Source organism: Aggregatibacter sp. oral taxon 458 str. W10330 (assembly GCF_000466335.1).
Classification (GTDB): domain Bacteria; phylum Pseudomonadota; class Gammaproteobacteria; order Enterobacterales; family Pasteurellaceae; genus Aggregatibacter.
On record NZ_KE952621.1, the window covers coordinates 24,409 to 49,513 of the forward strand.

The 25,105-nt window shown below is 44.5% G+C and carries 26 protein-coding genes; 20 read left to right on the forward strand and 6 right to left on the reverse strand.

Annotation, left to right across the window (positions count from 1 at the left end; translation table 11 throughout):
• Nucleotides 1–17: 17 nt before the first annotated feature.
• From mscL to slyD, 4 genes are all read left to right on the forward strand, one after another.
• Nucleotides 18–404, forward strand: coding sequence for a large-conductance mechanosensitive channel protein MscL (mscL, locus tag HMPREF9065_RS01445; RefSeq protein WP_033002736.1), 387 nt, complete (start codon nt 18–20; stop codon nt 402–404).
• Between the two features lie 100 nt (nt 405–504).
• Complete coding sequence (gene rraB, locus HMPREF9065_RS01440) at nt 505–942, forward strand: ribonuclease E inhibitor RraB (RefSeq protein ID WP_021616843.1); 438 nt, start codon at nt 505–507, stop codon at nt 940–942.
• Between the two features lie 57 nt (nt 943–999).
• Nucleotides 1,000–1,719 carry an SIMPL domain-containing protein gene (locus HMPREF9065_RS01435; protein ID WP_021616844.1) on the forward strand — a complete coding sequence of 240 codons (720 nt, stop codon included), beginning with the start codon at nt 1,000–1,002 and terminating at the stop codon, nt 1,717–1,719.
• Between the two features lie 95 nt (nt 1,720–1,814).
• Nucleotides 1,815–2,417 carry a peptidylprolyl isomerase gene (slyD, locus tag HMPREF9065_RS01430; RefSeq protein ID WP_021616845.1) on the forward strand — a complete coding sequence of 201 codons (603 nt, stop codon included), beginning with the start codon at nt 1,815–1,817 and terminating at the stop codon, nt 2,415–2,417.
• Between the two features lie 454 nt (nt 2,418–2,871).
• On the opposite strand, the gene metK is transcribed toward slyD, so the two are convergent.
• Together metK and suhB are read right to left on the reverse strand one after the other, a co-directional pair.
• The gene (gene metK / locus HMPREF9065_RS01425; protein WP_021616847.1) at nt 2,872–4,026 is read right to left on the reverse strand and encodes a methionine adenosyltransferase; all 1,155 of its coding nucleotides are present in this window, start codon (nt 4,024–4,026) and stop codon (nt 2,872–2,874) included.
• A gap of 223 nt (nt 4,027–4,249) precedes the next feature.
• Complete coding sequence (gene suhB / locus HMPREF9065_RS01420) at nt 4,250–5,050, reverse strand: inositol-1-monophosphatase (protein ID WP_021616848.1); 801 nt, start codon at nt 5,048–5,050, stop codon at nt 4,250–4,252.
• A gap of 151 nt (nt 5,051–5,201) precedes the next feature.
• Here suhB and trmJ point away from each other — a divergent pair, with 151 nt between their 5' ends.
• The 9 genes from trmJ to iscX all read left to right on the forward strand — a co-directional run bounded on the left by trmJ (nt 5,202) and on the right by iscX (nt 11,646).
• Nucleotides 5,202–5,921 (forward strand): tRNA (cytosine(32)/uridine(32)-2'-O)-methyltransferase TrmJ, encoded by a 720-nt coding sequence (trmJ, locus tag HMPREF9065_RS01415; RefSeq protein ID WP_021616849.1) that lies wholly within the window; start codon nt 5,202–5,204, stop codon nt 5,919–5,921.
• Nucleotides 5,922–5,995: 74 nt separating this feature from the next.
• Nucleotides 5,996–6,478 carry a Fe-S cluster assembly transcriptional regulator IscR gene (iscR, locus tag HMPREF9065_RS01410; protein WP_021616850.1) on the forward strand — a complete coding sequence of 161 codons (483 nt, stop codon included), beginning with the start codon at nt 5,996–5,998 and terminating at the stop codon, nt 6,476–6,478.
• A gap of 37 nt (nt 6,479–6,515) precedes the next feature.
• Nucleotides 6,516–7,730, forward strand: coding sequence for an IscS subfamily cysteine desulfurase (locus HMPREF9065_RS01405; RefSeq protein WP_021616851.1), 1,215 nt, complete (start codon nt 6,516–6,518; stop codon nt 7,728–7,730).
• Nucleotides 7,731–7,787: 57 nt separating this feature from the next.
• A complete protein-coding gene (gene iscU, locus HMPREF9065_RS01400) occupies nt 7,788–8,171 on the forward strand; it encodes a Fe-S cluster assembly scaffold IscU (protein WP_021616852.1) in 384 nt (127 codons plus the stop codon).
• Between the two features lie 189 nt (nt 8,172–8,360).
• A complete protein-coding gene (iscA, locus tag HMPREF9065_RS01395; RefSeq protein WP_021616853.1) occupies nt 8,361–8,684 on the forward strand; it encodes an iron-sulfur cluster assembly protein IscA in 324 nt (107 codons plus the stop codon).
• A gap of 11 nt (nt 8,685–8,695) precedes the next feature.
• Nucleotides 8,696–9,217, forward strand: a complete 522-nt coding sequence (gene hscB, locus HMPREF9065_RS01390; RefSeq protein ID WP_033002737.1) for a Fe-S protein assembly co-chaperone HscB — start codon at nt 8,696–8,698, stop codon at nt 9,215–9,217.
• 23 nt (nt 9,218–9,240) lie between these two features.
• On the forward strand, nt 9,241–11,100 hold the full coding sequence (gene hscA, locus HMPREF9065_RS01385) for a Fe-S protein assembly chaperone HscA (protein WP_021616855.1): 1,860 nt from the start codon (nt 9,241–9,243) through the stop codon (nt 11,098–11,100).
• 10 nt (nt 11,101–11,110) lie between these two features.
• Nucleotides 11,111–11,452: an ISC system 2Fe-2S type ferredoxin gene (gene fdx, locus HMPREF9065_RS01380; protein ID WP_021616856.1), complete on the forward strand. Its 342-nt coding sequence runs from the start codon at nt 11,111–11,113 to the stop codon at nt 11,450–11,452.
• Nucleotides 11,452–11,646 (forward strand): Fe-S cluster assembly protein IscX, encoded by a 195-nt coding sequence (gene iscX / locus HMPREF9065_RS01375; RefSeq protein WP_021616857.1) that lies wholly within the window; start codon nt 11,452–11,454, stop codon nt 11,644–11,646. Before fdx ends, iscX begins: the two co-directional genes overlap by 1 nt.
• 146 nt (nt 11,647–11,792) lie before the next feature.
• On the opposite strand, the gene metG is transcribed toward iscX, so the two are convergent.
• Nucleotides 11,793–13,853: a methionine--tRNA ligase gene (gene metG / locus HMPREF9065_RS01370; protein ID WP_033002738.1), complete on the reverse strand. Its 2,061-nt coding sequence runs from the start codon at nt 13,851–13,853 to the stop codon at nt 11,793–11,795.
• Between the two features lie 172 nt (nt 13,854–14,025).
• On the opposite strand from metG, the gene apbC reads away from it, so the two are divergent.
• Together apbC and dnaE are read left to right on the forward strand one after the other, a co-directional pair.
• Nucleotides 14,026–15,138 carry an iron-sulfur cluster carrier protein ApbC gene (gene apbC / locus HMPREF9065_RS01365; protein WP_021616859.1) on the forward strand — a complete coding sequence of 371 codons (1,113 nt, stop codon included), beginning with the start codon at nt 14,026–14,028 and terminating at the stop codon, nt 15,136–15,138.
• A 254-nt stretch (nt 15,139–15,392) separates the two neighbouring features.
• Entirely contained in the window at nt 15,393–18,869 is a 3,477-nt protein-coding gene (gene dnaE / locus HMPREF9065_RS01360) for a DNA polymerase III subunit alpha (protein WP_033002739.1), read from the forward strand.
• 45 nt (nt 18,870–18,914) lie between these two features.
• Here dnaE and HMPREF9065_RS01355 read toward each other — a convergent pair whose 3' ends face one another.
• The 3 genes from HMPREF9065_RS01355 to HMPREF9065_RS01345 form a co-directional block, all read right to left on the reverse strand.
• Entirely contained in the window at nt 18,915–19,619 is a 705-nt protein-coding gene (locus HMPREF9065_RS01355) for a tRNA1(Val) (adenine(37)-N6)-methyltransferase (RefSeq protein WP_021616861.1), read from the reverse strand.
• A gap of 15 nt (nt 19,620–19,634) precedes the next feature.
• Nucleotides 19,635–20,552 carry a formate dehydrogenase accessory protein FdhE gene (gene fdhE, locus HMPREF9065_RS01350; RefSeq protein ID WP_021616862.1) on the reverse strand — a complete coding sequence of 306 codons (918 nt, stop codon included), beginning with the start codon at nt 20,550–20,552 and terminating at the stop codon, nt 19,635–19,637.
• A 90-nt stretch (nt 20,553–20,642) separates the two neighbouring features.
• Entirely contained in the window at nt 20,643–21,758 is a 1,116-nt protein-coding gene (locus HMPREF9065_RS01345; RefSeq protein ID WP_021616863.1) for a pyridoxal phosphate-dependent aminotransferase, read from the reverse strand.
• A 130-nt stretch (nt 21,759–21,888) separates the two neighbouring features.
• On the opposite strand from HMPREF9065_RS01345, the gene HMPREF9065_RS01340 reads away from it, so the two are divergent.
• From HMPREF9065_RS01340 to HMPREF9065_RS10485, 5 genes are all read left to right on the forward strand, one after another.
• Entirely contained in the window at nt 21,889–22,314 is a 426-nt protein-coding gene (locus tag HMPREF9065_RS01340; protein WP_021616864.1) for a YgiW/YdeI family stress tolerance OB fold protein, read from the forward strand.
• Nucleotides 22,315–22,403: 89 nt separating this feature from the next.
• Nucleotides 22,404–23,090 (forward strand): response regulator, encoded by a 687-nt coding sequence (locus HMPREF9065_RS01335; protein WP_021616865.1) that lies wholly within the window; start codon nt 22,404–22,406, stop codon nt 23,088–23,090.
• A complete protein-coding gene (gene qseC, locus HMPREF9065_RS01330; protein ID WP_021616866.1) occupies nt 23,059–24,429 on the forward strand; it encodes a quorum sensing histidine kinase QseC in 1,371 nt (456 codons plus the stop codon). The genes HMPREF9065_RS01335 and qseC overlap by 32 nt, the downstream gene beginning before the upstream one ends.
• 94 nt (nt 24,430–24,523) lie before the next feature.
• Complete coding sequence (locus HMPREF9065_RS01325) at nt 24,524–24,877, forward strand: helix-turn-helix domain-containing protein (protein ID WP_021616867.1); 354 nt, start codon at nt 24,524–24,526, stop codon at nt 24,875–24,877.
• A gap of 74 nt (nt 24,878–24,951) precedes the next feature.
• On the forward strand, nt 24,952–25,105 hold a 154-nt coding region (locus tag HMPREF9065_RS10485), incomplete at its 3' end, for an IS3 family transposase (RefSeq protein ID WP_369751038.1).

A 25,105-nucleotide genomic window follows, 5' to 3' on the forward strand; every position in this document is an offset into this window, starting at 1 on the left:
ACTATGAGGAGATTGCTATGAGTTTTATTAAAGAGTTCCGCGAATTTGCTATGCGCGGTAACGTCGTTGATATGGCTGTCGGTGTGATCATCGGTGGTGCATTCGGCAAAATCGTCAGTTCATTGGTGTCAGATGTTTTTATGCCGGTATTAGGTATTTTAACTGGTGGGGTTGATTTTAAAGACCTTAAACTCACTTTGGCGGAAGCTGCTGGTGATATTCCGGCAGTGACATTAAACTATGGTGTCTTTATTCAAAACGTATTTGATTTTATCATCATTGCGTTTGCGATTTTTATGATGATTAAGGCGTTAAATAAACTGAAAAAACCGGCAGAAAAAGTCAAAGAACCGACAGCGGAAGAAAAACTCTTAACCGAAATTCGCGACTTGTTGAAAAAATAAGAGACATCACATCAAAATCTTCTCCTCGTGAGAAAATTTTTCTTTTTATTCCTGTATCATATCTGCATTAACCCTTTCCCTTTTTTAGCAAGGAATCCCTATGAGTCATTTAGATGAATTAAAAGCCGAAACCCGAGACATTATTACTGATTTATTAAATGACGGCAGCGATCCGAATGCGCTGTATATTATTGAACATCATATTTCTCACGATGATTTCGATAAATTAGAAAAAATTGCCATGGAGGCGTTTAAAGCCGGCTATGAAGTGTCCGAAGCGGAAGAGTTTGAAGAAGAAAATGGCAACGTGGTATTCTGTTGCGATATTATCAGCGAAGTGGAATTGAAACCGGAAATCATTGATGCGCAACAAAAAGAATTATTGCCATTGTTAGAAAAATATAAAGGCAACTATGACGGTTGGGGCACGTATTTTGAAGATCCGAATGCAGAAGAAGATGAATACGGCGATGATGGCGAGTTTTTTGATGATGAAGATGACTTAGATGATGACGAAGAAGCGTTCATTAAGCATTAAAACATCCGGAAAATCCACCGCACTTTATATCCACCACACGTTATGTAGGAGAGTCGCATGAAATTAAAATCGTTCACTTTATTACTCTTGCCTTTAAGCCTTGCGTTAACCGCTCACGCAGAACCCCAATCTGTCGATGAAACGAGCAAAAATGTCATTTCTTTTGGAACAGAAGTGTCCAAAGAAGTGGATTATGATGTAATGGCCGTGACACTTTTCATCAAAGAAGAAAATAAAAGCTTAAAAGCCTTAAACCAAACCATCAATGAAAAAGTCAATGCCGCCTTAGACGTGATTAAAAAACAAAGTGCGGTAGAAATTAAGAAAAATGCCCGTAACACACAAGTACGTTACGATGACAAAGGCAAACAAGCCGGCTGGGTTGAGCGTGCCGATTTAGTCTTAGAAAGCAAGGATTTTGTGGCACTGTCTCAAGTGATTTCTGACCTCAATGACACCTTCGCCATTGCCGATGTGATGCAAAAACTCTCCAAAGAAGCTACGGCTAAATTTGAAGATGAAATGATGAAAAGTGCTTTAGCGCAATTCCAACATAAAGCCCAATTAATCCAAACTTCACTCAATGCAAAAGGCTATGAAATTCTCAATTTAAATTTGGATAGCCGAAATGAACTTCCCTATTTTGAAGGTCGCATGATGCCACTGGCTAAAGCGAGCGCATTCGCTTCAGAAAATGCAGATGAAGTTAACTTAGATAGCCACAGTAAGGCGGAATTAAAAGCGACAGTGAGCGCACAAATTAAGTTATTCAACTAATCTCTTTTTCCCGAAAGCGATTTTTTATAGAATGACAATGTTTTTTACGGTAAAGATTGCCGTAGAAATCTTCCTTTCAACAAATGAGGTAAACAATGAAAGTTGCAAAAAATGTGGTGGTAAGTATCGCTTATCAAGTTCGTACTGAAGACGGTGTGTTAGTGGATGAAGCACCGGCAAATCAACCGTTACAATATTTACAAGGTCATAATAACCTTGTGATCGGTTTAGAAAATGCCTTGGAAGGCAAATCGGTAGGTGACAAATTTGAAGTTCGTGTAAAACCGGAAGAAGGCTACGGTGAATACAACGAAAACATGGTACAACGCGTGCCGAAAGATGTGTTCGTTGGTGTAGATGATCTGGCGGTAGGCATGCGCTTTATTGCCGACACCGATATGGGACCGTTGCCTGTGGTCATTACGGAAGTGGGTGACAAGGATGTTGTCGTCGATGGTAACCATATGTTAGCCGGTCAAGAGTTACATTTCACGGTAGAAGTCATCGATACACGCGAAGCAACATTGGAAGAAATCGCACACGGCCATTTACACCAAGAAGGCGGTTGCTGCGGCGGTCATGACAGCGATGAAGAAGGCCATGGCTGCGGTTGTGGCGGTCATCACCACCATCATGATCATGAGCACCATGAAGAAGCGCATGAAAGCCATGGTTGTGGCTGTGGATGTAACCACTAATCAACAAAAACAAATGAATGGCACCTCATTTTATTGTGATTGAGCGCCACCACTAAAAAGAATCCTAACGAGCAAACGCGCGTTAGGATTTTTATTATAGGCGGATTATTTCCCCTCGTAGCGTGCAACTTGTTGCACGAATGATTAATCTCGATGCGTAATTCACAATCTCGTGCGTAGCGTGCAACTTGTTGCACGACCAAACCACGCACTGAACGTTATTTAACCCTTTCAGGCGTTCACAATTTCGTGCGTAGCGTGCATCTTGATGCACGACCGACACATCCCGAGCGTAATTCCATGTAGCGTGCAACTTGTTGCACGAAAGAACCACGCACGGAACGTTATTTCCCTCTTTCAGGCATTCACGATTTTGTGCAACAAGTTGCACGCTACGATTCAAAAAAATCCTAACGAGCAAACGCACGTTAGGATTTTTATTTTCACAGGAGGATTATTTTAATCCTGCCGCAGCACGTAAGTCTGCTGCGCGATCGATTTTTTCCCAAGGGAATTGTTCGCGACCAAAGTGACCATAAGCCGCTGTTTGGCGATAAATCGGTTGGATTAAATCTAACATTTTGATTAAACCGTACGGACGTAAATCAAAGAATTCACGCACTAAATTGACCAACAATTCATTGGCCACTTTGCCTGTGCCGAAAGTTTCGATCATGATGGATGTCGGTTCAGCCACACCAATCGCATAGGAAAGTTGGATTTCACAACGATCGGCAAGACCGGCTGCAACAATGTTTTTCGCCACATAACGGGCAGCATAAGCAGCAGAGCGGTCAACTTTCGATGGGTCTTTACCGGAGAATGCACCGCCACCATGACGTGCTGCACCGCCGTAAGTATCGACAATAATTTTACGACCCGTTAAACCACAGTCCCCCATCGGGCCACCAATCACAAAACGACCGGTTGGGTTGATGAAATATTTGGTATCTTTGGATAACCATTGCGCCGGCAATACCGGTTTGATGATTTCTTCCATCACGCCTTCGTGCAAGTCTTTTTGGCTGATGGTTTCAGCGTGTTGGGTGGAAAGCACCACGGCATCAATGCCGACAATGTTGTTATCTTCATATTTAAAGGTTAATTGGCTTTTAGCATCGGGGCGCAACCAATCTAATTTGCCGCTTTTACGCACTTGTGCTTGGCGTTCCATTAAACGGTGTGCATAAGTGATAGCGGCCGGCATGAACACATCGGTTTCATTGGTGGCATAACCAAACATAATGCCTTGGTCGCCTGCACCTTGATCTAATGGACTTTCACGATCCACGCCTTGGTTGATGTCGGCAGATTGTTTGCCAATCGCATTTAATACCGCGCAAGAACGACCATCAAAGCCCATTTCAGAGCTGGTGTAGCCAATATCGCAAATCACTTCACGCGCTAAGTTTTCAATATCAACCCAAGCAGAGGTGGTGATTTCACCGCCCACTAATGCCATCCCGGTTTTCACATAGGTTTCGCAGGCAACACGGGCTTTCGGATCTTGTTTAATGATTTCATCTAATACCGCATCAGAAATTTGATCGGCGATTTTATCCGGATGCCCTTCAGAAACGGACTCGGACGTAAATAAATATTGACTCATACTCTTCTCCAGAATAATTCTGTGTAATAACAAACGCAAAGATGTTTAGAGGGATTTACATCTAGACGGCTATAATACGCCTTTAGCCCTAAAACGCAAGGTAATTCAGGTGGGATTTTTATCGATTTTATGCGTAGCGTGCATCTTGATGCACGACCAAATCACGCACGGAACATAAAAAAAACGACCGCACTTTGGGTGGAAAGTGCGGTCGATTTTCTTCTTATTTTAAATCTTCGGCTAAGCAAGGCTGAATTTTATTTAACATTTCTTTTAACACGCGTGGTGCGGCGGCAACAATATGACCGGCTTTTAAGTAACTATGACCTGCATTGTAGTCAGTCACGATACCGCCAGCTTCACGAACGATTAAATCGCCAGCTGCCACATCCCAAGCTTTAATGCCATATTCAAAATAGCCGTCAACACGACCGGCTGCCACATAGCAAAGATCTAACGCCGCAGAACCGGTGCGACGGAAATCTGCCACCTCTTGAATAAGACTTTCCATCATGCGAAATTGCATTGGCATATATTTAGCTTGTTTAAACGGAAAACCGGTGGCAAGTACAGCGCCGGATAAATCACGCTTATTTTCCACGCGTAAACGCAGGTCATTTAATTTTGCGCCTTCACCGCGCACGGCAGTGAATAATTCATTACGGATAGGATCGTAAACCACGCCCACTTCGGTGCGGCCTTTAACACGAATAGCAATAGAAACGGAGAAATGAGGCAAACCTTTTACAAAGTTTGTGGTGCCATCCAGCGGATCAATCACCCATTGAACATCGTTATCACTGCCCTCTAACGCACCGCTTTCTTCAGTGATGATGGTGTGGTTAGGGTAAGATTTTTTGATGATCTCAATAATGGCTTCTTCCGAAGCTTTATCGACATTAGTCACATAATCGTTTTTACCTTTTTCCATCGTGATGATGTCGTCACGACGCTCATAATTTTTTGCAATAATATTGCCTGCTTTTCGTGCTGCACGAATCGCGATATTTAACATAGGATTCATAGATTCCACCGGATTTTAAAGAACAATTTAGGCGTGAAATTATAAGAGATTTAAAAGAAAATAGCTATCAGAAAAATTTTTAGAATTGTTGACTAAAAACAAAGGGTATTATGCTAAAATACGCGCCGTTTTCAGTCATACAATAAACATCATGTTAAAAAATATTCGAATTGTTTTAATTGAAACCTCGCACAGTGGCAATATCGGCTCTGCAGCGCGGGCGATGAAAACAATGGGATTAACCGATTTGGTGTTGGTGGCACCGAAACAAGGCATAGACGATCAAGCGATCGCGCTGGCTGCCGGTGCGGAAGATGTCGTGAAAAGTGCGGTTGTCGTCAACACCTTTTCTGAAGCCGTTGCCGATTGTTCTTTAGTGATTGGTACCAGCGCAAGATTACGTCATTTGCAAAACTCACTCATTGAGCCGCGCGAATGTGGCGAAAAAGCCATTCACCATGCAATAAACGGAAAAGTTGCGATTGTCTTTGGGCGTGAACGTGTGGGGTTGACCAATGAAGAATTGCTCAAGTGCCACTATCACGTCACTATCCCTGCCAATCCTGATTATGCGTCGCTTAATCTTGCTATGGCAGTGCAATTGATCAGTTATGAAATACGCATGGCTTATTTAGCCACCACGACAGAAGCGAAAGCCATATCCGTCAATGCCGATATTTATCCATTGATGCAGGAGCTGGAATATTTTTATCATCATACGGAGCAGCTTTATCAATCCCTTGGCTTTATTCAAAATCAAGGGGTTATGCAAAAACTCCGCCGTTTATACGGTCGTGCCGAGTTGGAAAAAACAGAGCTCAATATTCTGCTTGGAATGCTAAGTGCGGTGAGAAAAAAGCTTAAATCGTAAAAGAATAATAGTTGACTGTAAAAGTCAACAATGTAAGATTTCTTTGTTTAGTTTATTATTTAGGAACATAAAAGATGAAATTAACCTCAAAAGGTCGTTATGCAGTCACCGCAATTCTCGATATTGCCATTCATGCCAATGATGGGCCCGTAAGTTTATCTGATATTTCCGAGCGCCAAAACATTTCTCTTTCTTACTTAGAACAATTATTCGCTAAGCTACGTCGCAATCATTTAGTTAAAAGCGTACGCGGCCCGGGCGGTGGTTATAAATTGGGTTATGCGCCCGATGAAATTTCCATCGGCATGATCATCGCTGCTGTTAATGAAAATATCGATACCACCAAATGCCTAGGGAAAGGTAATTGCCAAAATGGAAGCGAATGTCTTACACACAAATTATGGGACAAACTTAGCCAACGCATTGCCGATTTTCTCAATGAAATTACTTTGGCGGAATTGGTGTCTCAACATAAAGAGAAACAAAATGTTCGTCATCATAAACACGAGGATTTTGAAAATCTACTCGTGATTACAAATACCCCACAACATAGCTAGAAGTGCGGTTTAAAATAAAACTATTTAGGAGTGAATAATGAAATTACCTATTTATTTGGATTATGCGGCGACTTGTCCGGTGGACGAACGCGTCGCGAAAAAAATGATGGAATACCTAACCATCGATGGCGTTTTCGGCAACCCGGCATCGCGTTCCCATAAATTCGGCTGGCAAGCAGAAGAAGCCGTTGATATTGCACGTAATCAAATTGCCGACCTCATTGGTGCGGATTCCCGTGAAATTGTATTCACTTCCGGTGCAACAGAATCAGACAACTTGGCAATCAAAGGTGCGGCGCATTTTTATCAAACCAAAGGCAAGCACATTATCACTTGCAAAACCGAACACAAAGCGGTGTTGGACACTTGCCGCCAATTAGAACGTGAAGGCTTTGAAGTCACCTATTTAGAACCGGAATCCGATGGCTTAATCGATTTAGAAAAATTCAAAGCGGCATTGCGTCCGGATACTATTTTGGCGTCTATCATGCACGTGAACAATGAAATCGGCGTGATTCAGGATATTCAAGCTATCGGCGAATTATGCCGTGCGAATAAAACCATTTTCCATGTAGATGCCACCCAAAGTGTGGGCAAAGTGGAGATTAACCTTGCCGAATTACCGGTGGATTTAATGTCGATGTCCAGCCACAAATTATACGGACCAAAAGGGATCGGTGCGTTATATGTTCGCCGTAAACCACGTATCCGCTTAGAAGCCATTATTCACGGCGGCGGTCATGAGCGCGGTATGCGTTCCGGGACCTTACCTGTTCATCAAATCGTTGGTATGGGTGAAGCCTACCGCATCGCAAAAGAAGAAATGGCAACAGAAATTCCACGCATTAAAGCCCTTCGCGATCGTTTATACAACGGTTTAAAAGATATCGAAGAAACCTACGTTAACGGCTCCATGGAACACCGTGTTGCCAACAACCTCAACATCAGTTTCAACTATGTAGAAGGTGAATCCTTAATGATGGCATTACGCGACATCGCGGTTTCTTCCGGTTCCGCTTGTACCTCTGCAAGCCTAGAACCGTCTTATGTGTTACGTGCGTTAGGCCGCAATGATGAATTGGCACACAGCTCGATTCGTTTCACCTTAGGCCGTTTCACCACTGAAGAAGAAATCGACTACACCATCAGCTTAATGAAAAGTGCAGTGGAAAAATTACGCGCATTATCTCCGCTTTGGGACATGTTCAAAGAAGGCATCGACTTAAACACCATTGAGTGGGCAGCCCACTAATTTGACGGGCGGTGCAAATCGCCCAATAAGTACATTATTTTAGGAAAGGAACAAAAAATGGCATACAGCGAAAAAGTGATCGATCATTATGAAAATCCACGTAACGTGGGTTCTATGGACAAAAAAGACAGCGCCGTCGGCACCGGCATGGTCGGCGCACCGGCATGCGGTGACGTGATGCAATTACAAATTCGTGTAAATGACGAAGGCATCATTGAAGACGCCAAATTCAAAACCTACGGCTGCGGCTCCGCCATTGCCTCCAGCTCATTAATCACCGAATGGGTAAAAGGTAAATCCTTAGAAGAAGCAGGCGCGATCAAAAACAGCCAAATTGCCGAAGAACTCGAATTACCGCCGGTAAAAGTGCATTGCTCGATTTTGGCTGAAGACGCCATTAAAGCCGCTATCGCCGATTACAAAGCGAAAAAAGGTTCTTAATGTCATAAAAGTGCGGTCAGTTTTCAACGCATTTTTTAAATGCTGAGAAAACGAACCGCACTTTGTCTTTTCCTTAATCCGGAAAGACGATAATGACGAATAGAGTATTTTGATATCCTGAGTGTTACTTCCGTCTACTTATAACACCGCGAACCCCTTAAGTAGCATTTGATTTTGGAGAAATAAAATATGTCAGTCACATTAACCGAAAGCGCAGCAAATCGCGCCAGAACATTTTTAGAAAAACGCGGGAAAGGGATTGGTTTACGTTTGGGGATCAAAACCTCCGGCTGCTCCGGCTTGTCTTATATGCTGGAATTCGTGGATACATTAAACGAAGACGATCAGGTATTTGAGCAACACGGCGTAAAAGTGATCGTAGACACCAAAAGCCTGGTGTATTTAGATGGCACCCAATTAGACTTTGTCAAAGAAGGCCTAAATGAAGGCTTCAAATTCACCAACCCGAATGTCAAAGACGAATGCGGTTGTGGTGAAAGTTTTAACGTGTAATTGAGACGATGATGAACAATCCCTTTGCTTTATTTGATTTACCCGTTGCTTTTCAAGTGGACAGCGCGTTATTAAATGAACGTTATTTAGCCCTGCAGAAGTCCCTTCATCCGGATAATTTTTCGGCTGCGTCCGCACAAGAACAACGTCTTGCGATACAAAAATCAGCAGAAATTAATGATGCGCTGCGCATTTTAAAAGATCCGATTACGCGTGCTGACAGCATTATTGCGATAAATACCGGTGAAACAGAAAATCCGGAAGAAAAAAGCAATAACGATATTGATTTTCTGATGCAGCAAATGGAATGGCGTGAAACCTTAGAAAATATCGAAAACCATAAAGACACGGATGAATTAACTGCATTTACCCAAGAAATTAACCAAATCCGTCATGCCATTTTAAGCGAATTATCCACCGCACTTGATGCGCAACAATGGAACATCGCACGGGCAATCACAGACAAATTACGTTTTATCAAAAAACTTCAAGCAGAAATTGAGCGAGTTGAAGAGACTCTTTTAGATTTTTAATGTAAAGCATATCGAGAAACAACATGGCGTTACTTCAAATTGCAGAGCCGGGACAAAGTGCCGCACCCCATCAACAAAAACTTGCCGTGGGCATCGATCTCGGCACCACTAACTCCCTGATTGCCACCGTACGCAACGGCCACAGCGATGTTTTATTGGACGAACAAAATCGTCCGTTATTGCCCTCTGTTGTGCATTTTGGCAAAGATGACAACGTGATTGTCGGTTATGAAGCCGCCGAACTTGCCACGCAAGATCCGCAAAATACGGTGATTTCCGTCAAACGTTTAATCGGTCGCAGTCTTGCGGATATTCAACAACGTTATCCGAATTTGCCTTATCAATTTGTCGCCAGTGAAAACGGTTTGCCTTTATTAGCAACACACCAAGGTGTACGTAGCCCGATTGAAATTTCCGCAGAAATACTGAAAAAATTGACCGCACTTGGTGAGCAACGCTTGGGCGGAAACCTTGTCGGCGCAGTAATTACTGTGCCTGCCTATTTTGATGATGCACAACGCCAAAGTACCAAAGACGCGGCGAAATTGGCAGGGCTCAATGTTCTGCGTTTATTAAACGAACCGACTGCGGCAGCCATTGCGTACGGCTTGGATAGCGGACAAGAAGGCGTGATTGCCGTGTATGATTTAGGCGGTGGCACCTTTGATATTTCCATTTTGCGCCTCTCCCGCGGCGTGTTTGAAGTGTTGGCGACCGGCGGCGACACGGCGCTAGGCGGTGATGATTTCGATTTGGTCTTAGCTAATTGGATTATCGAACAGTCTACCGTAAAACCGGAAAATGACAGCCAATATCGCGAACTGATTGAATTAGCTAATCACGTTAAAGTGGAATTAACTAACGTAACGGAAGCTAAAATTCAGTATCGCAATTGGCTTGGCAACATCAGCCGAGAACAATTTAACGAACTCATTCAACCGTTAGTTAAACGTTCTTTACTTGCTTGTCGCCGTGCCTTAAAAGATGCCGGCGTAGAAGCGGAAGATGTGCGTGAAGTGGTGATGGTGGGCGGTTCTACTCGAGTGCCTTATGTGCGCGAACAAGTAGGTGAATTTTTCCAAAAACAACCACTGACCTCTATCGATCCCGATAAAGTGGTCGCTCTTGGTGCAGCCATTCAAGCAGATATTCTCGCCGGCAACAAACCGGATTCCGAGCTATTGTTATTGGACGTTATTCCGCTTTCCCTTGGCATCGAAACCATGGGCGGTTTAGTGGAAAAAATCATTCCGCGCAACACCACCATTCCTGTCGCACGTGCGCAAGAATTCACTACGTTCAAAGACGGACAAACCGCAATGTCGGTGCATATCGTACAAGGCGAACGGGAATTGGTTAACGATTGCCGCTCTCTCGCCCGCTTCACGCTGCGCGGCATTCCACCGATGGCGGCGGGTGCTGCACATATTCGCGTCACCTACCAAGTAGATGCCGACGGGTTACTCAGCGTCACCGCCATGGAAAAAACCACCGGCGTGCAATCCTCGATTCAGGTGAAGCCGTCTTACGGTTTAACAGACGATGAAATTGCCAACATGCTGAAAGCCTCCATGGAAAATGCCAAAGAGGATATTCAAGCGCGTTTATTGGCAGAACAACGCGTAGAGGCGGAACGTGTACTGGAAAGCGTACGCTCGGCTCTGGCACAGGATTATGATTTATTAGATGACGACGAATTAAGTGCGGTCAAAAACGCGATTATTTCGTTGGAACAATTAAAACAGCAGGATGATTCCCTTGCCATTAAACAAGGCATCAAAGCGCTGGATTTAGCAACGCAGGAATTTGCTGCCCGTCGTATGGATAAATCCATTCGCACCGCATTAGCAGGTCACTCCGTTGATGATATTGTAGGAAAGTAAGGATGTTAAAATGCCAAAAGTGATTTTTTTACCCAATGAAGAATTTTGCCCGGAAGGCATGGTCGTTGATGCCGCTGCCGGCGATAATTTGCTTGAAGTGGCCCACAACGCCGGCGTAGAAATTCACCACGCTTGCGATGGCTCTTGCGCTTGCACCACATGCCATGTGGTGGTGCGTGAAGGAGGCGATTCTTTAAATGAACCAAGCGATCAAGAAGAAGATATGTTAGATAAAGCCTGGGGCTTAGAAATGGACAGCAGACTGTCTTGCCAATGTATTATTGGTGATGAAGACTTAGTCGTCGAAATCCCGAAATACAACATTAACCACGCAAACGAGGCGGCGCACTAATGAAATGGACGGATGCCCAACGCATTGCCGAAGCGTTGTATGACAACAATCCGGATCTTGACCCCAAAACCATTCGTTTTACCGATTTGCACCGCTGGATTTGTGAATTAGACGATTTTGACGATGATCCGCAAAAATCAAACGAAACAATTTTAGAAGCGATTTTGCTGAAGTGGTTGGAAGAGTACGAGTAGAAATCCTCTCAGAAAAACAACCGCACTTTGATCGCAAACTTTAACCCAAACTTTAACCGTAGGGGACAGGCTTTATGCCTGTCCTATTCGTATCATCGGCTTGTCGGACAGACATAAAGTCTGTCCCGACAAATGTGGAATGATGCTTACTTCACCTGCATTCCCGCTTTCACGCCGGCATCCGCTGACAACAGGAATAAATCCGCGCCGCCGGTGCCCGCACTTAAAATCATGCCTTCGGATACACCGAATTTCATTTTGCGTGGTGCAAGGTTGGCCACCATAATCACAAAGCGACCTTCCAGTTCTTGCGGTTTATCATAAGCCGCCTTAATTCCGGAAAAAACTTGGCGTGTGTGATCACCCAAATCCAGTTCAAAGCGCAATAATTTATTGGATTCCGGCACGGCTTCGCATTTCAACACTTTCGCCACTCGCATATCAAGCTTCGCAAAATCATCAATCGTGATAGTCTCTGCAATTGGCTCAATCGCGCTCGCAGATTCATTGGCATTTTTGACCGCACTTTTCGCGACAGGCGATGCGTTCACTTGCGCGTTTTCCGCTTTAGATGCCTCAATCATCGCTTCAATTTGCTTACCATCCAAACGGGAGAACAAAGCTTTAAACGGTGCAATTTGATGATTTAACAATGGCTGCGCTAAATTTGCCCACGTGAATTCTGTTTGCAAGAAAGCTTCTGCACGTTCAGCCAGTTTTGGTAACACCGGTTTCAAATAGCCCATCAGTACGCGGAATAATTGAATCCCCATGGAACATACCGCTTGCAACTCCGCGTCTTTGCCCTCTTCTTTCGCAATCACCCAAGGAGCTTTATCGTCGATATATTTGTTGGCTTTATCGGTTAATGCCATGATTTCACGAATGGCTTTGCCAAATTCGCGATTTTCGTAATACGTGGCAATTTGCTCCGATTGTGCAATAAATTCATCAAATAACGCCTGATCATCTAATGTTGCCGCCAACTTGCCGTCAAAACGTTTTTGAATAAAACCGGCGTTACGAGACGCCAAATTCACCAGTTTATTCACCAAATCCGTGTTCACGCGCTGAACGAAATCTTCTAAGTTCAAATCCAAATCATCAATGCGGTTACTTAATTTCGCCGCGTAGTAATAACGTAAACATTCCGGATCCAAGTGTTTCAAATAGGTTGCCGCTTGAATGAATGTACCGCGGGATTTTGACATTTTCTCGCCGTTCACCGTCACATAGCCGTGCACAAAAATATTGCTCGGTTTACGGAAACCGGCACCTTCTAACATGGCAGGCCAGAACAGGCTGTGGAAATACATGATATCTTTACCAATAAAGTGATAAAGCTCGGCATCGCTGTCTTTGCGCCAGAAACTGTCGAAATCAATGTGGTTCTCACGTTTACACAGATTTTTGAAAGATGCCATGTAACCGATAGGCGCATCCAACCAAACGTAGAAATATTTGCCTTCCGTATTCGGAATTTGGAAACCAAAATATGGCGCATCGCGTGAAATATCCCATTGTTGAAGACCCGCTTCAAACCATTCCTGCATTTTATTCACCACTTCCGGCTGCAAAGATCCGGAGCCCAACCAGTTTTTCAACATGGCTTCAAAACTTGGCAGATCAAAGAAGAAATGCTCGGAATCTTTCATGACCGGCGTTGCACCGGATACCACAGAACGTGGGTTAATGAGTTCTGTCGGGCTATAGGTTGCCGCGCACACTTCGCAGTTATCGCCATATTGATCCGGCGATTTACATTTCGGGCAGGTACCTTTCACAAAACGATCGGGCAAGAACATCCCTTTTTCCGGATCATAGAGTTGGGAAATCGTGCGACTTTTAATAAAACCGTTTTCTTTTAAGCGGTTATAAATAAACTCTGAAAACTCGCGATTTTCTTCGCTGTGTGTGGAATGGTAGTTATCAAAACTGATGTTGAAACCGGCAAAATCCGCCATATGTTTGTGGCGTACATCGTCAATAAGTTGTTCCGGCGTAATGCCCATTTGGTCAGCTTTTAGCATGATTGGCGTGCCGTGTGCGTCATCGGCGCACACAAAATAAATTTCATTGCCACGCATCCGTTGAAAACGCACCCAAATGTCCGCCTGAATATGTTCCAACATATGACCTAAATGAATAGGGCCATTGGCATACGGCAAGGCACAAGTGACTAAAATTTTACGCTTGGAATTCGACATAATATTGACCTTCAGAATCCTTAAAAATACAGAAAAAAATTGGCGTTTATGTTACCTTATTGAGGGTATTTTTTCTAGTTTAATCACGGTTTACGCATTTTTAACTTAACAGATAAAGGCGTGCATGATTAAATAGCGCCCGACGAATTTATGACATAAAAAAGGAAGCATTATGGCGACATTATTTTCCGACAATTTAACGGAACAGCAAAAGGAACACCTTGTTCAGCTATTTAAACACTTTCAACATCCTACTCTGCAAAAAGATCTTGTTTCACTCAACGCGTTGAAAAAAGTCGAAAAAGGCGGAAATACGCTACGCGTGGAATTATCCATGCCTTTCGCTTGGAACACAGCGTTTGCCGAATTAAAAAACGCCTTAACCGAACCGTTAAAAGCGGCGGCAGACGTAGAAAATGTCAAATGGCAACTAAACTACCAAATCGCCACCCTCAAACGCGCCAACAACCATCCTGCTGTGAAAGGTGTAAAAAATATTATTGCGGTGAGCTCCGGTAAAGGCGGCGTGGGTAAATCTACCGTTTCCGTCAACCTTGCCATTGCATTACAACAACAAGGTGCGCGCGTAGGGATTTTAGATGCGGATATTTACGGTCCTTCTATTCCGCACATGCTTGGTGCACCGCATCAACGCCCAACCTCACCGGATAACCAACACATCACCCCGATCGAAGCACACGGTTTGTATGCTAACTCTATCGGTTTCCTCATGGACGAAGACAACGCCACCATTTGGCGCGGTCCAATGGCAAGTAGCGCATTAAGCCAACTATTACAAGAAACCCTATGGCCTGACTTGGATTATCTTGTGATCGACATGCCTCCAGGCACCGGTGACATTCAGCTGACGCTATCCCAACAAATCCCGGTAACCGGCGCCATTGTCGTGACAACACCTCAAGACATCGCTTTGTTAGATGCAGTGAAAGGTATTGCCATGTTTGAGCGCGTTTCCGTGCCGGTATTAGGTATTGTAGAAAATATGTCCATGCACATTTGCAGCAACTGTGGCCATCAAGAAGCCATTTTCGGCACCGGCGGTGCAGAACGCATTGCGGATAAATACAATATCAAAGTATTAGGACAACAACCGTTACACATCCGTCTTCGTCAAGATCTGGATCGCGGCGAACCGACAGTTATCGCTGCGCCTGAAGACGACATTGCCAAATCCTTCATGCAATTGGCCGAAAAAGTGGCAAGCGAACTTTACTGGCAAGGATCGGTGATTCCGAGCGAAATTATGTTCCGCGAAGTAAAGTAACCACGTTGCATTAAATTACCTAAAAGCAAAGTACGGTGAAAAATCTCAGTATTTTTCGCCGTATTTTTATCTCAACCATGCCATACAGTCCCCTTTGATGCCGAGAGAGAACGTCATAAGCCACGTATTTTTTCTCTACAATTTCCCAAAATACCGCTAAAATTACCCACTATGGCTTTGCCACCGTTGCTCAAGCTAACGCGCAAAATCCATTGGATTTTTTGACCGCACTTTTTGTTATTTTAAGGATGTTTATGTCACCGCCACGTTTTGTTCATTTGCAGGTTCACAGTGATTTTTCCATGATTGACGGTATCGCCAAAGTGAAACCGTTGGTAAAAGCCTGCGTGGAAAATAACATGGTGGCGATGGGGTTAACGGACTTCACGAATTTTTGTGGCTTGGTGCGGTTTTATGGTGAGGCATTATCTTCCGGCGTGAAGCCGATTATCGGGGCGGATGTGCTGGTGCAAAGTGAGTTGTGTGGCGAGGAAAGATTCCGTTTAACCCTCTTGGCAAAAAATAATGAAGGTTATAAAAATATCACGTTGTTGCTTTCAAAAGCCTATGAGCGCGGTTATGTCGATGTGCCGTATATTGATCAGCAGTGGCTAGTAGAACATCGTGCCGGGGTGATTGTTTTATCCGGCGGCGTCAATGGCGATGTAGGTAAAAAATTACTGCGCAGCAATACTGACGAACTCAAAAGTGCGGTGGATTTTTACCACGAATTTTTCCCTGATCATTTTTATCTGACGCTTACTCGTACCGGTCGCCCTGATGAAGAACGTTACATCCAAGCCGCGTTAGAACTGGCTGAACGGGAACAATTGCCCGTGGTGGCGACCAATGATGTATGCTTTTTACAGGCAGAAGATTTTGAAGCCCATGAAATTCGCGTGGCGATTCATGACGGTTTCACGTTAGACGATCCGAAACGTCCTAAAAATTATACTAGTCAACAATATTTCCGTTCTGAACAAGAAATGTGTGATTTGTTTGCCGATGTGCCAAGTGCCTTGGAGAATACGCTACTGATTGCACAACGCTGTAATGTCACCATTCGATTGGGCGAATATTTCTTACCGCAATTTCCAACCGGTGATTTAAGCACCGAAGATTACCTTGTGAAACGCGCCAAAGAGGGCTTGGAAGAGCGCCTCAAGGTGCTGTTTCCTGATGAAAAACTGCGTGCAGCGCGCCGTTCGGAATATGATGAACGCTTGCAGGTGGAACTGGATGTCATCAACCAAATGGGCTTCCCGGGGTACTTTTTGATCGTGATGGAGTTTATCCAATGGTCAAAAGATAATGATATTCCGGTGGGGCCGGGGCGGGGGTCCGGGGCAGGATCTTTGGTGGCTTATGCGTTAAAAATTACCGATTTGGATCCGTTGGAATTCGATTTGCTTTTTGAGCGTTTCCTCAATCCGGAACGGGTTTCCATGCCTGACTTTGACGTGGATTTCTGTATGGACGGACGTGACCGCGTGATTGAGCACGTTGCCGAAATGTATGGGCGCGGTGCGGTGTCGCAAATTATTACGTTCGGTACCATGGCGGCAAAAGCGGTGATTCGTGATGTGGGGCGGGTGCTGGGACAACCTTATGGCTTTGTGGATCGCATTTCCAAATTAGTGCCACCGGATCCCGGTATGACGCTCGCTAAAGCATTTGAAGCCGAGCCAAAACTGCAAGAAATTTACGATGCGGACGAAGAAGTCCGCGCCATCATTGATATGGCGCGCAAGCTGGAAGGCGTCACTCGAAATGCCGGTAAGCATGCTGGTGGAGTGGTAATTTCGCCGACGTTAATTACAGATTTCTCGCCGCTGTATTGCGATTCGGAAGGCAAACATCCGGTCACCCACTTCGATAAAAATGACGTGGAATATGCGGGTTTGGTGAAGTTTGACTTCTTAGGCTTACGTACCTTAACCATCATCAAATGGGCGTTGGACATGATTAACGCGCGCATGGAAAAAGAAGGCAAACCGTTAGTGGATATCAACACTATCCCATTGGATGATCACCAATCTTTTGAGGTGTTGCTCAATGCCGAAACCACGGCGGTGTTCCAGTTGGAATCGCGCGGCATGAAAGATTTGATTAAGCGCCTCAAGCCGGACTGTTTTGAAGATATTATCGCGTTAGTAGCCTTGTTCCGACCGGGCCCGTTGCAATCGGGCATGGTGGATAACTTTATCGACCGTAAACACGGGCGTGAAGAAGTGTCTTACCCGGATGCCAACTATCAACATGAATCTCTTAAACCAATTTTAGAGCCAACCTACGGCATTATTTTGTATCAAGAGCAGGTCATGCAAATTGCGCAAGTGTTGGCGGGATACACGCTAGGTGGTGCGGACTTATTACGTCGTGCGATGGGTAAGAAAAAACCGGAAGAAATGGCCAAACAGCGTTCCGTATTTAAAGAAGGCGCTATCAAGAACGGCGTGGACGGCGATCTTGCCATGAAAATCTTTGATTTGGTGGAAAAATTTGCGGGCTATGGTTTTAATAAATCCCACTCTGCGGCTTATGCTTTAGTGTCCTATCAAACCCTGTGGCTGAAGGCGCACTACCCTGCCGAATTCATGGCGGCGGTCATGACCTCGGAAATGGATAACACCGATAAAATCGTTGGCTTGTACGACGAATGTATGCGCATGGGCTTGAATGTGGTTCCACCGGATATTAACACCGGAAAACATCATTTTAGTGTGAATGAAAACGGCGAAATTGTGTACGGCATCGGTGCCATTAAAGGCGTGGGCGAAGGGCCGATTGCGGCGCTAGTAGAAGCCCGTGAGAAAGACGGTATTTTCAAAAACTTGTTTGATTTATGTGCCCGGGTGGATTTAAAGAAAATCAATCGACGCACGTTTGAAAGCCTGATTAAATCCGGTGCTTTCGATAAACTTGGGCCACATCGCGCTGCCTTGCAGCAAAATCTGGAAGATGCCTTGCGTGCTTCCGATCAACATGCGAAAGACGAAGCTTTAGGGCAGACGGATATGTTTGGCGTGTTGACAGAAACTAACGAGGAAGTGGAACATTCCTATGCCAATATTGCCCCTTGGACGGAAAAAACGATTTTAGACGGTGAACGGGAAACTCTCGGACTGTATCTCAGCAGCCATCCGGTGAGTCGTTATTTGAAAGAATTGTCCCATTATAGTCCTGTTCGTCTGAAAGAACTCACCCCGAATTATCGTGGACAAATGAGCACCGCCAGCGGTTTGGTGGTGAATACTCGCATTGCCGTGACCAAGAAAGGCAACCATATCGGCATTGCCACCATTGATGATCGCTCCGGTCGTTTAGATTTAACCTTGTTTGGCGAAGCGCTAGATAAATTCGGTGAGAAACTGCAAAAAGACACGGTGATCGTGGTGTCAGGACAGGTCAGTTTTGACGATTTCTCACAAGGTTTGCGTATGTCTGTGCGGGATTTGATGACGATTGATGAAGCGCGTGCGCGTTATGCGAAAAGCCTGGCGATTTGCCTGTCTCAAGAACAAATCACACCGCAATTCATTAAGCAATTTAAACGGGTTTTACAGCCTTACAGCGGCAATTCCCTGCCAGTGCATATTTATTACCAAAGCCCACAAGGCAGAGCCTTAGTCAAAATGGGCGTGCAATGGTCGGTCAATCCAACCGATGAATTGCTGACAGAACTTGTGACGTTGCTTGGTGAAAGTGCGGTGGAATTGGAGTTTGAATAAGAGGAGCGGGTAAAGCAAAACGCATGATGCTTGCCCTGCCATGACTTACCACGCCAAATAGAAGTCTTTCGTTAATGCGATGAAATCCTCATGGTACTGATTTTGCGCATCATAAATCGTCAGTTGTTGATATGCCGTTTGTTGTGCTTGCGCAGAAAAAGTCAATAACACGCGCTGAGGTGTTTTTCCGGCTTTCGTCACTACATCGCAACGGGCAATGCAAGAAAGTGCGGTGGATTTTAGCAACGTTTCGGCGGCCTCAAAAGGTAAGACAAAGCTGATTTTGCCCTGTGACGTGAGGCAAGAATGTGCTGCCTCCAACCACGCAACATGAGATTGAATCACATAGCGTGCGGTGTTGCGCTGAGTGTCTCGGCAAGCAATGCCACTTTCAAAATAGGGCGGATTCGCCACAATTAAATCAAACTTTACTGGGGTTTGCTGACAAAACGTAAAAACATCTTGTTGATACACATGAACCTTTTCCACCCAAGGCGAGGCGGCGACATTTTCTTGTGCCTGTTGTGCGGCGGCAGGATCCAATTCAACGGCATGAATTTGACTTTCTGCGGCACTGCGTTGCGCTAACATTAACGCAATCAATCCGCTGCCGGTGCCTAAATCTAAAATCTGTTGGGCGTAATTTACATCCGCCCAAACACCTAATAAAACACCGTCAGTACCCACTTTCATGGCGCAACGATCATGATTGACATGAAATTGCTTAAAACGAAATCCTGCACTGCGCATGGTAGAAATTCGTGCTTATTCCGCCGGAAAAATAAACGGATTTAAGCCACTTTTCATAAAGCCTTTTTCTTCCATTTCCATGTCTAAGAAAAGAGAAGCCAAATCATCGGCAATCACTTCCACTTTCGGTTCTTTTTCTTGGAACATAATTTTTAAATAACTTTTACAACTGCCGCAGCTTTCGCTTCGAATGGCTGCCATATAATCATCAATTGACCAATAATCTAATTCTTTGTTTTGTCCACAATTAGAACATTGGCTACGTACCATATTCCATTCGCTTTCACAAAGCGCACAGTGCAAATAACGCAGACCTTGTTGGCTGCCAAAATGTACTAAACTTGCCGTTGGCGCAGTGTTACACACCGGACAACAATGAAGGTTTTCCGTGCTTTCTTGTTTCGCATTATGAGGAATTTGTTGCACTAATTGAAGCCAATACAAGGATAATGCAGCCCATACAAACACCGCTTTATCGCTGGAAATGGTGGCAAATTCTTGCGCCAAGACTTTATCGGCAAGGTCTTCCAATTCACTGTCAGCGGCTTTTTCTAACCATTCGATGGTGGTGAGAATCTGGTCGTTGGCAGAAGGTTTTAATTTCTCTAAAAGTGCGGTCAATAATTTGCGCCAAATTGGATCACGCTGCCAATGTTGTGCATTTAACGGTTGATGCGCTAATTGTTCGCCGGACAGTTTTTCCAGTCTCGGATCTTGCGGAATCGGCATATTTTCAAGCAGTTCTAATTGCGCATCAGCAATCGCTGCAGCGAATAGCAGATAATCAGCAAGCGGGTGATCTTGGGCTAACTCTCTTAAACGCGCAGCGCGACGTTGATATAAATTTTTCGGGCTGGAAAACAACAGTGGCGGCGCAGTATAAGAGGCTGCCGCTTGTTTAATTTCATTTTCAGGTAGAATTCGAATACTCATAATTTTAGGGCTTATTGTTAATAGAAAGTAAAAATTCGCGCCTATTATAGGCGCATAATTTTGTGGTTCAATGACTGGAATGGGTAATTTTTATTTATTTGCCAGCCAGCGTTTAATGCGGTTTACCCCTTCTTGCAAATGCTCGATGTTGCTAGTGTAAGCAAAACGCAAATAATGCTTCGTACCATTTTGCCCAAAATCAATGCCCGGCGTAGTCGCGACCTGAATTTCATGGAGCATTTGTTTGGCAAATTCGTAACTGTCATCGGTGTATTTAGATACATCCGCCCACAAATAAAAAGCGCCTTGCGGTTTAAATTCAATGGTAAAAATGTCTTTTAAGGCGTTATATAAAAAATCGCGACGCGCTTGGAATTGCTGTTTTACCTGCGCTAAATGCACGTCATCGAAGGCCTCTAATGCGGCATATTGGCTTAATGTCGGTGCGGAAATAAAGATATTTTGCGCAATGATTTCTGCTTCACGCACTTTATCTTCCGGCACGATAATCCAACCTAAACGTAAGCCCGGCATGCAGAAATATTTGGAAAAACCGTTAATGACATAAGCCTTATCGTTAAATTGCAATGCTGTTGCAGCAGCTTCGTCATACACCAAACCGTGATACAACTCATCGGAAATAAAGGCAATGTCGTGCTCACGACAATAGTCGTTAAGCGCTTTCAAGCGTTCGGTGGTGTAAATATTGCCTGTTGGGTTTGCCGGCGAGGAAATTTGTAACGCTTTAATTTGATGGCGTTTTAATTGTTCCACGCTTAATTGATAACAATCTTGTTTATCCACCGGCATGAATTCCGGTTGAATATCCATCATATAGGCAAAATTTTTATAACAAGGATAAGACGGATCCGTTAAACCCAATTTGTCACCGTGATTTAAGGTAAGGGCATAAGCCACTAAGAATGCCCCGCTGGTGCCGGGCGTAAGTAAAATCCGATTCGGGTTAATTTTTACCTGATAAGTGCGGTCATAATACGCTGCAATTTTTTCTCGCAACGCCAGAAGCCCAAGGCTTTCCGTATAACTAAATTGATTGTTCTGCACGGCATTTTGCAGTGCGGCTTTGACCTTATCCGACGGCGGTAAATCCGGCTGACCGATTTCAAAATGAATGGCGTTCGGGTATTTCGCGGCTTCTCGTACAATATCCATCACAATAAACGCAGACATATTGTCGTAACGCATAATATTTCCTTTTTCTCTTTTTTAAAAAATTTTAAGCTTTCTTAATCTTTTCTTCAGTTTTACTTGATTTAATAGCTCTCAACAAAGCAAGGGGGCTTTGTGATAATGAACTTTATGAAGGAGATTTCAAATGAAGAAACGTAGTTTAGCAACAATTTTCGTATTAGCAACCGTTGCCGTAAGCGGCGCTTTTGCCAAAGGTGGTTTCCAAGATCCGCAGACACAACAGGCACAATATGCACAGTATCACCACAAAGGTGAATTTAAACACGGAGGCTTTGTCAACGGTAATCAAACCGTCAGCAAAGCAGCAGATGCAAATACCTGGAAAGACGATCAATACATCATTTTGCAAGGTAACATCATCAAACAAGTAGACAAGGATGACTTTATTTTCAAAGATGCCAGTGGCGAAATCCAAGTGGAAATCGACCGTAAAGCATGGCGAGGTCAGGATATTTCCCCAAGCGATGAAGTGAAACTTTACGGCGAAGTGGATAAATCTTGGGATAAAATGGAAGTCGATATTGATCGTGTCGAAAAAATTGTAAAATAATCCGACCAAAAACAGAAAGTGGTGATGAGCCACTTTTTGTTTGTTTTTATTATGGCGATCTCTCAAGTGAAAAGTGCGGTGATTTTTTTATGCGAATTTTATTAATCGAAGATGATGCGCTTATTGGCAACGGCATTCAAATCGGTTTGACCAAGTCGGGTTTTGCGGTGGATTGGTTTACTGACGGCAAAAGCGGATTGGCGGCAGCGCAAGCTGCGCCTTATGATGCGGTGGTGTTAGATTTAACGTTGCCGAAAATGGATGGCTTAGATGTGCTGCAGGCGTGGCGTAAAAACGGGCAGGATGTGCCGGTGTTGATTTTAACAGCGCGAGATACCTTAGATGAACGCATTACGGGCTTACAACGTGGCGCAGACGATTATTTATGCAAGCCGTTTGCGTTGGCGGAAGTGGTGGCGCGCTTGCAAGCGTTGATTCGTCGTCGTTATGGGCATGCCAGCCCGATTATTCAGCATAGCTGCGTCAAATTCGATCCGAATCAACGCAAAGTGTTGTTGAATGAACAAGAAATTGCATTAACCACGCGTGAATACAAACTGCTTGAGCTGTTTATGCTGAATAAAGAACGCGTCCTCACCCGTGATTTTATAGAAGAAAAACTTTACAACTGGGATGACGAAGTCAACAGCAATGCCTTGGAAGTGCATATTTATAATTTGCGCCAAAAACTCGGTAAACAATTTATTCGCACCGTGCATGGCGTGGGTTATGCTTTAGGAAAAAATGATGAAGAAACTGAATTGGCAAAAGCGTAGCCTCCGTTTTCGGTTAATTGCCACCTTGTCTCTGGCATCGATTTTCGTGTGGTTGCTTTCCACGGCAGTGGCGTGGTTTCAAGTTCGCAAAGAAGTGAATCAAGTTTTTGATGCACAACAAATTCTCTTTGCCGAACGGCTAGCTTCTTCTGATTTACGCCATCTGTTAATCGATCGTCACAACCCACAACCACGCCGTCCTTTTAAAAAGCACCGTTTTGACGATGATGCGTTGGCCTTTGCGATTTTTACTACAGACGGCACTATTGTGCTCAGTGATGGCGAAAATGGCGACAACTTTATTTATGCGCCTAAAAAAGGCTTTTCACTCAGTAAAATTCGAGAGGACGATGATGACTGGCGTATTTTCTGGTTACCTGTTGCCGGTGGTCGTTTAATAGTCGCCGTGGGGCAGGAGCAGGAATATCGCGATGAACTGATCAATAAAATGGTATTCGGGCAAATGTGGATTTGGTTTGCCGGTTTGCCGTTTTTATTAACCGCACTCGGGTTGATTATTCGCCGAGAATTACGCAGCCTAAAAGAAGTGGGCGAACAAGTGGCGAAACGCCCGCCGGATGACACGTCGTTGTTACCGACCGACAATTTGCCGACCGAAATTTTGCCGTTAATTCAAAATTTAAATCAATTTTTCGACCGCACTTCTGCCACCTTATTGCGTGAACGTCGTTTTACTTCTGATGCGGCTCATGAATTGCGCAGCCCGCTTGCCGCTTTGCGCATCCAAACGGAAGTGGCGCAACTTGCCGGTGATGACGCTCATTTGCGTGAACAGGCATTGGAAAATCTGACCAAAGGCATCGATCGCGCAACCCAGCTGATCGAGCAATTATTAACTCTTTCTCGCTTGGATAATTTGAAAGAACTGGAGAATTTACAGGAAATTCATTGGGAACAGTTGATTCCGTCGTTGATGGGAGAATTGTATTTTCATGCGGAAAAACACCAAATCGCGTTGGCATTTGAGCCAACCACCGCGCCACCGGTAAAAATGGGGCAGCCGTTGTTGTTGGCGCTTATGCTGCGTAATCTGATCGACAACGCCATTCGTTATTGCCCGGCGGGCAGTCAGGTTAAAGTGCGGTTGGAAAAAAACAAAATTTTGGTGGAAGACAACGGTGGCGGTGTGGATGAGGTGGATCTGGCTAAACTCGGTCAACGGTTCTATCGCCCCGCCGGCCAAAACGAAAAAGGCAGCGGTTTGGGCTTGTCTATTGTTCGCCGCATTGCCGAATTGCATCATTACCAACTCAACCTGTCTAACCGTAAAAATGCTGCCGGCGAACGCATCGGTTTGTGTGCGGAGATTTTGTTGTAAGTCGATAAAAAAGCGGGGCTAAAAGTGCGGTGAATTTTGATCTGCACCCCAAAAGTTGGACTAAACAAACCAACAATTGAGGTGCAGATTTTTTATGGGTAAACACTACACAACAGAATTTAAATTACAAATTCTCCGACCTATCTTGAATAGAGAAATGAGTATCAGAGAAGCCGCGCGTTTTTACAATATTCCTTCTAATGCCTTAGTCGGGACGTGGTTGAAACGGTTTGAAAAAAGTGGCATAAAAGGACTTGTTCCTCGCAAACCATCAGGACGACCGCCGATGAAACCTAAATATGCCAGAATGCCACCGCCACCCAAAACAGAAGAAGACCGTTTGCGCCTGAGAATTTTACAGCTTGAAGCGGAGGTAGCCTACCTAAAGGAGTTGAGAAGGCTCAGGCTTCAGGACGAAGCCGAGCAACGGAAATTATCCAAAGGTTAAGAACATGCTATCCGTTAAAATGGCTTTTAGGCTTTGCACAGTTAGCGCGTAGTACGTTTTTTGCTAAACTTCAGATTAAACCGGATAAGGATAAGAGGCTTAAAGCGGCGATTAAACGCATCAAAGCTCGGCATCCTGATTATGGCTACCGACGTGTTCACGCCTGTTTGCCTGATGTAAATCATAAAAAAATCCAACGTTTAATGCGGGAGCTTGGACTTCAAGTGC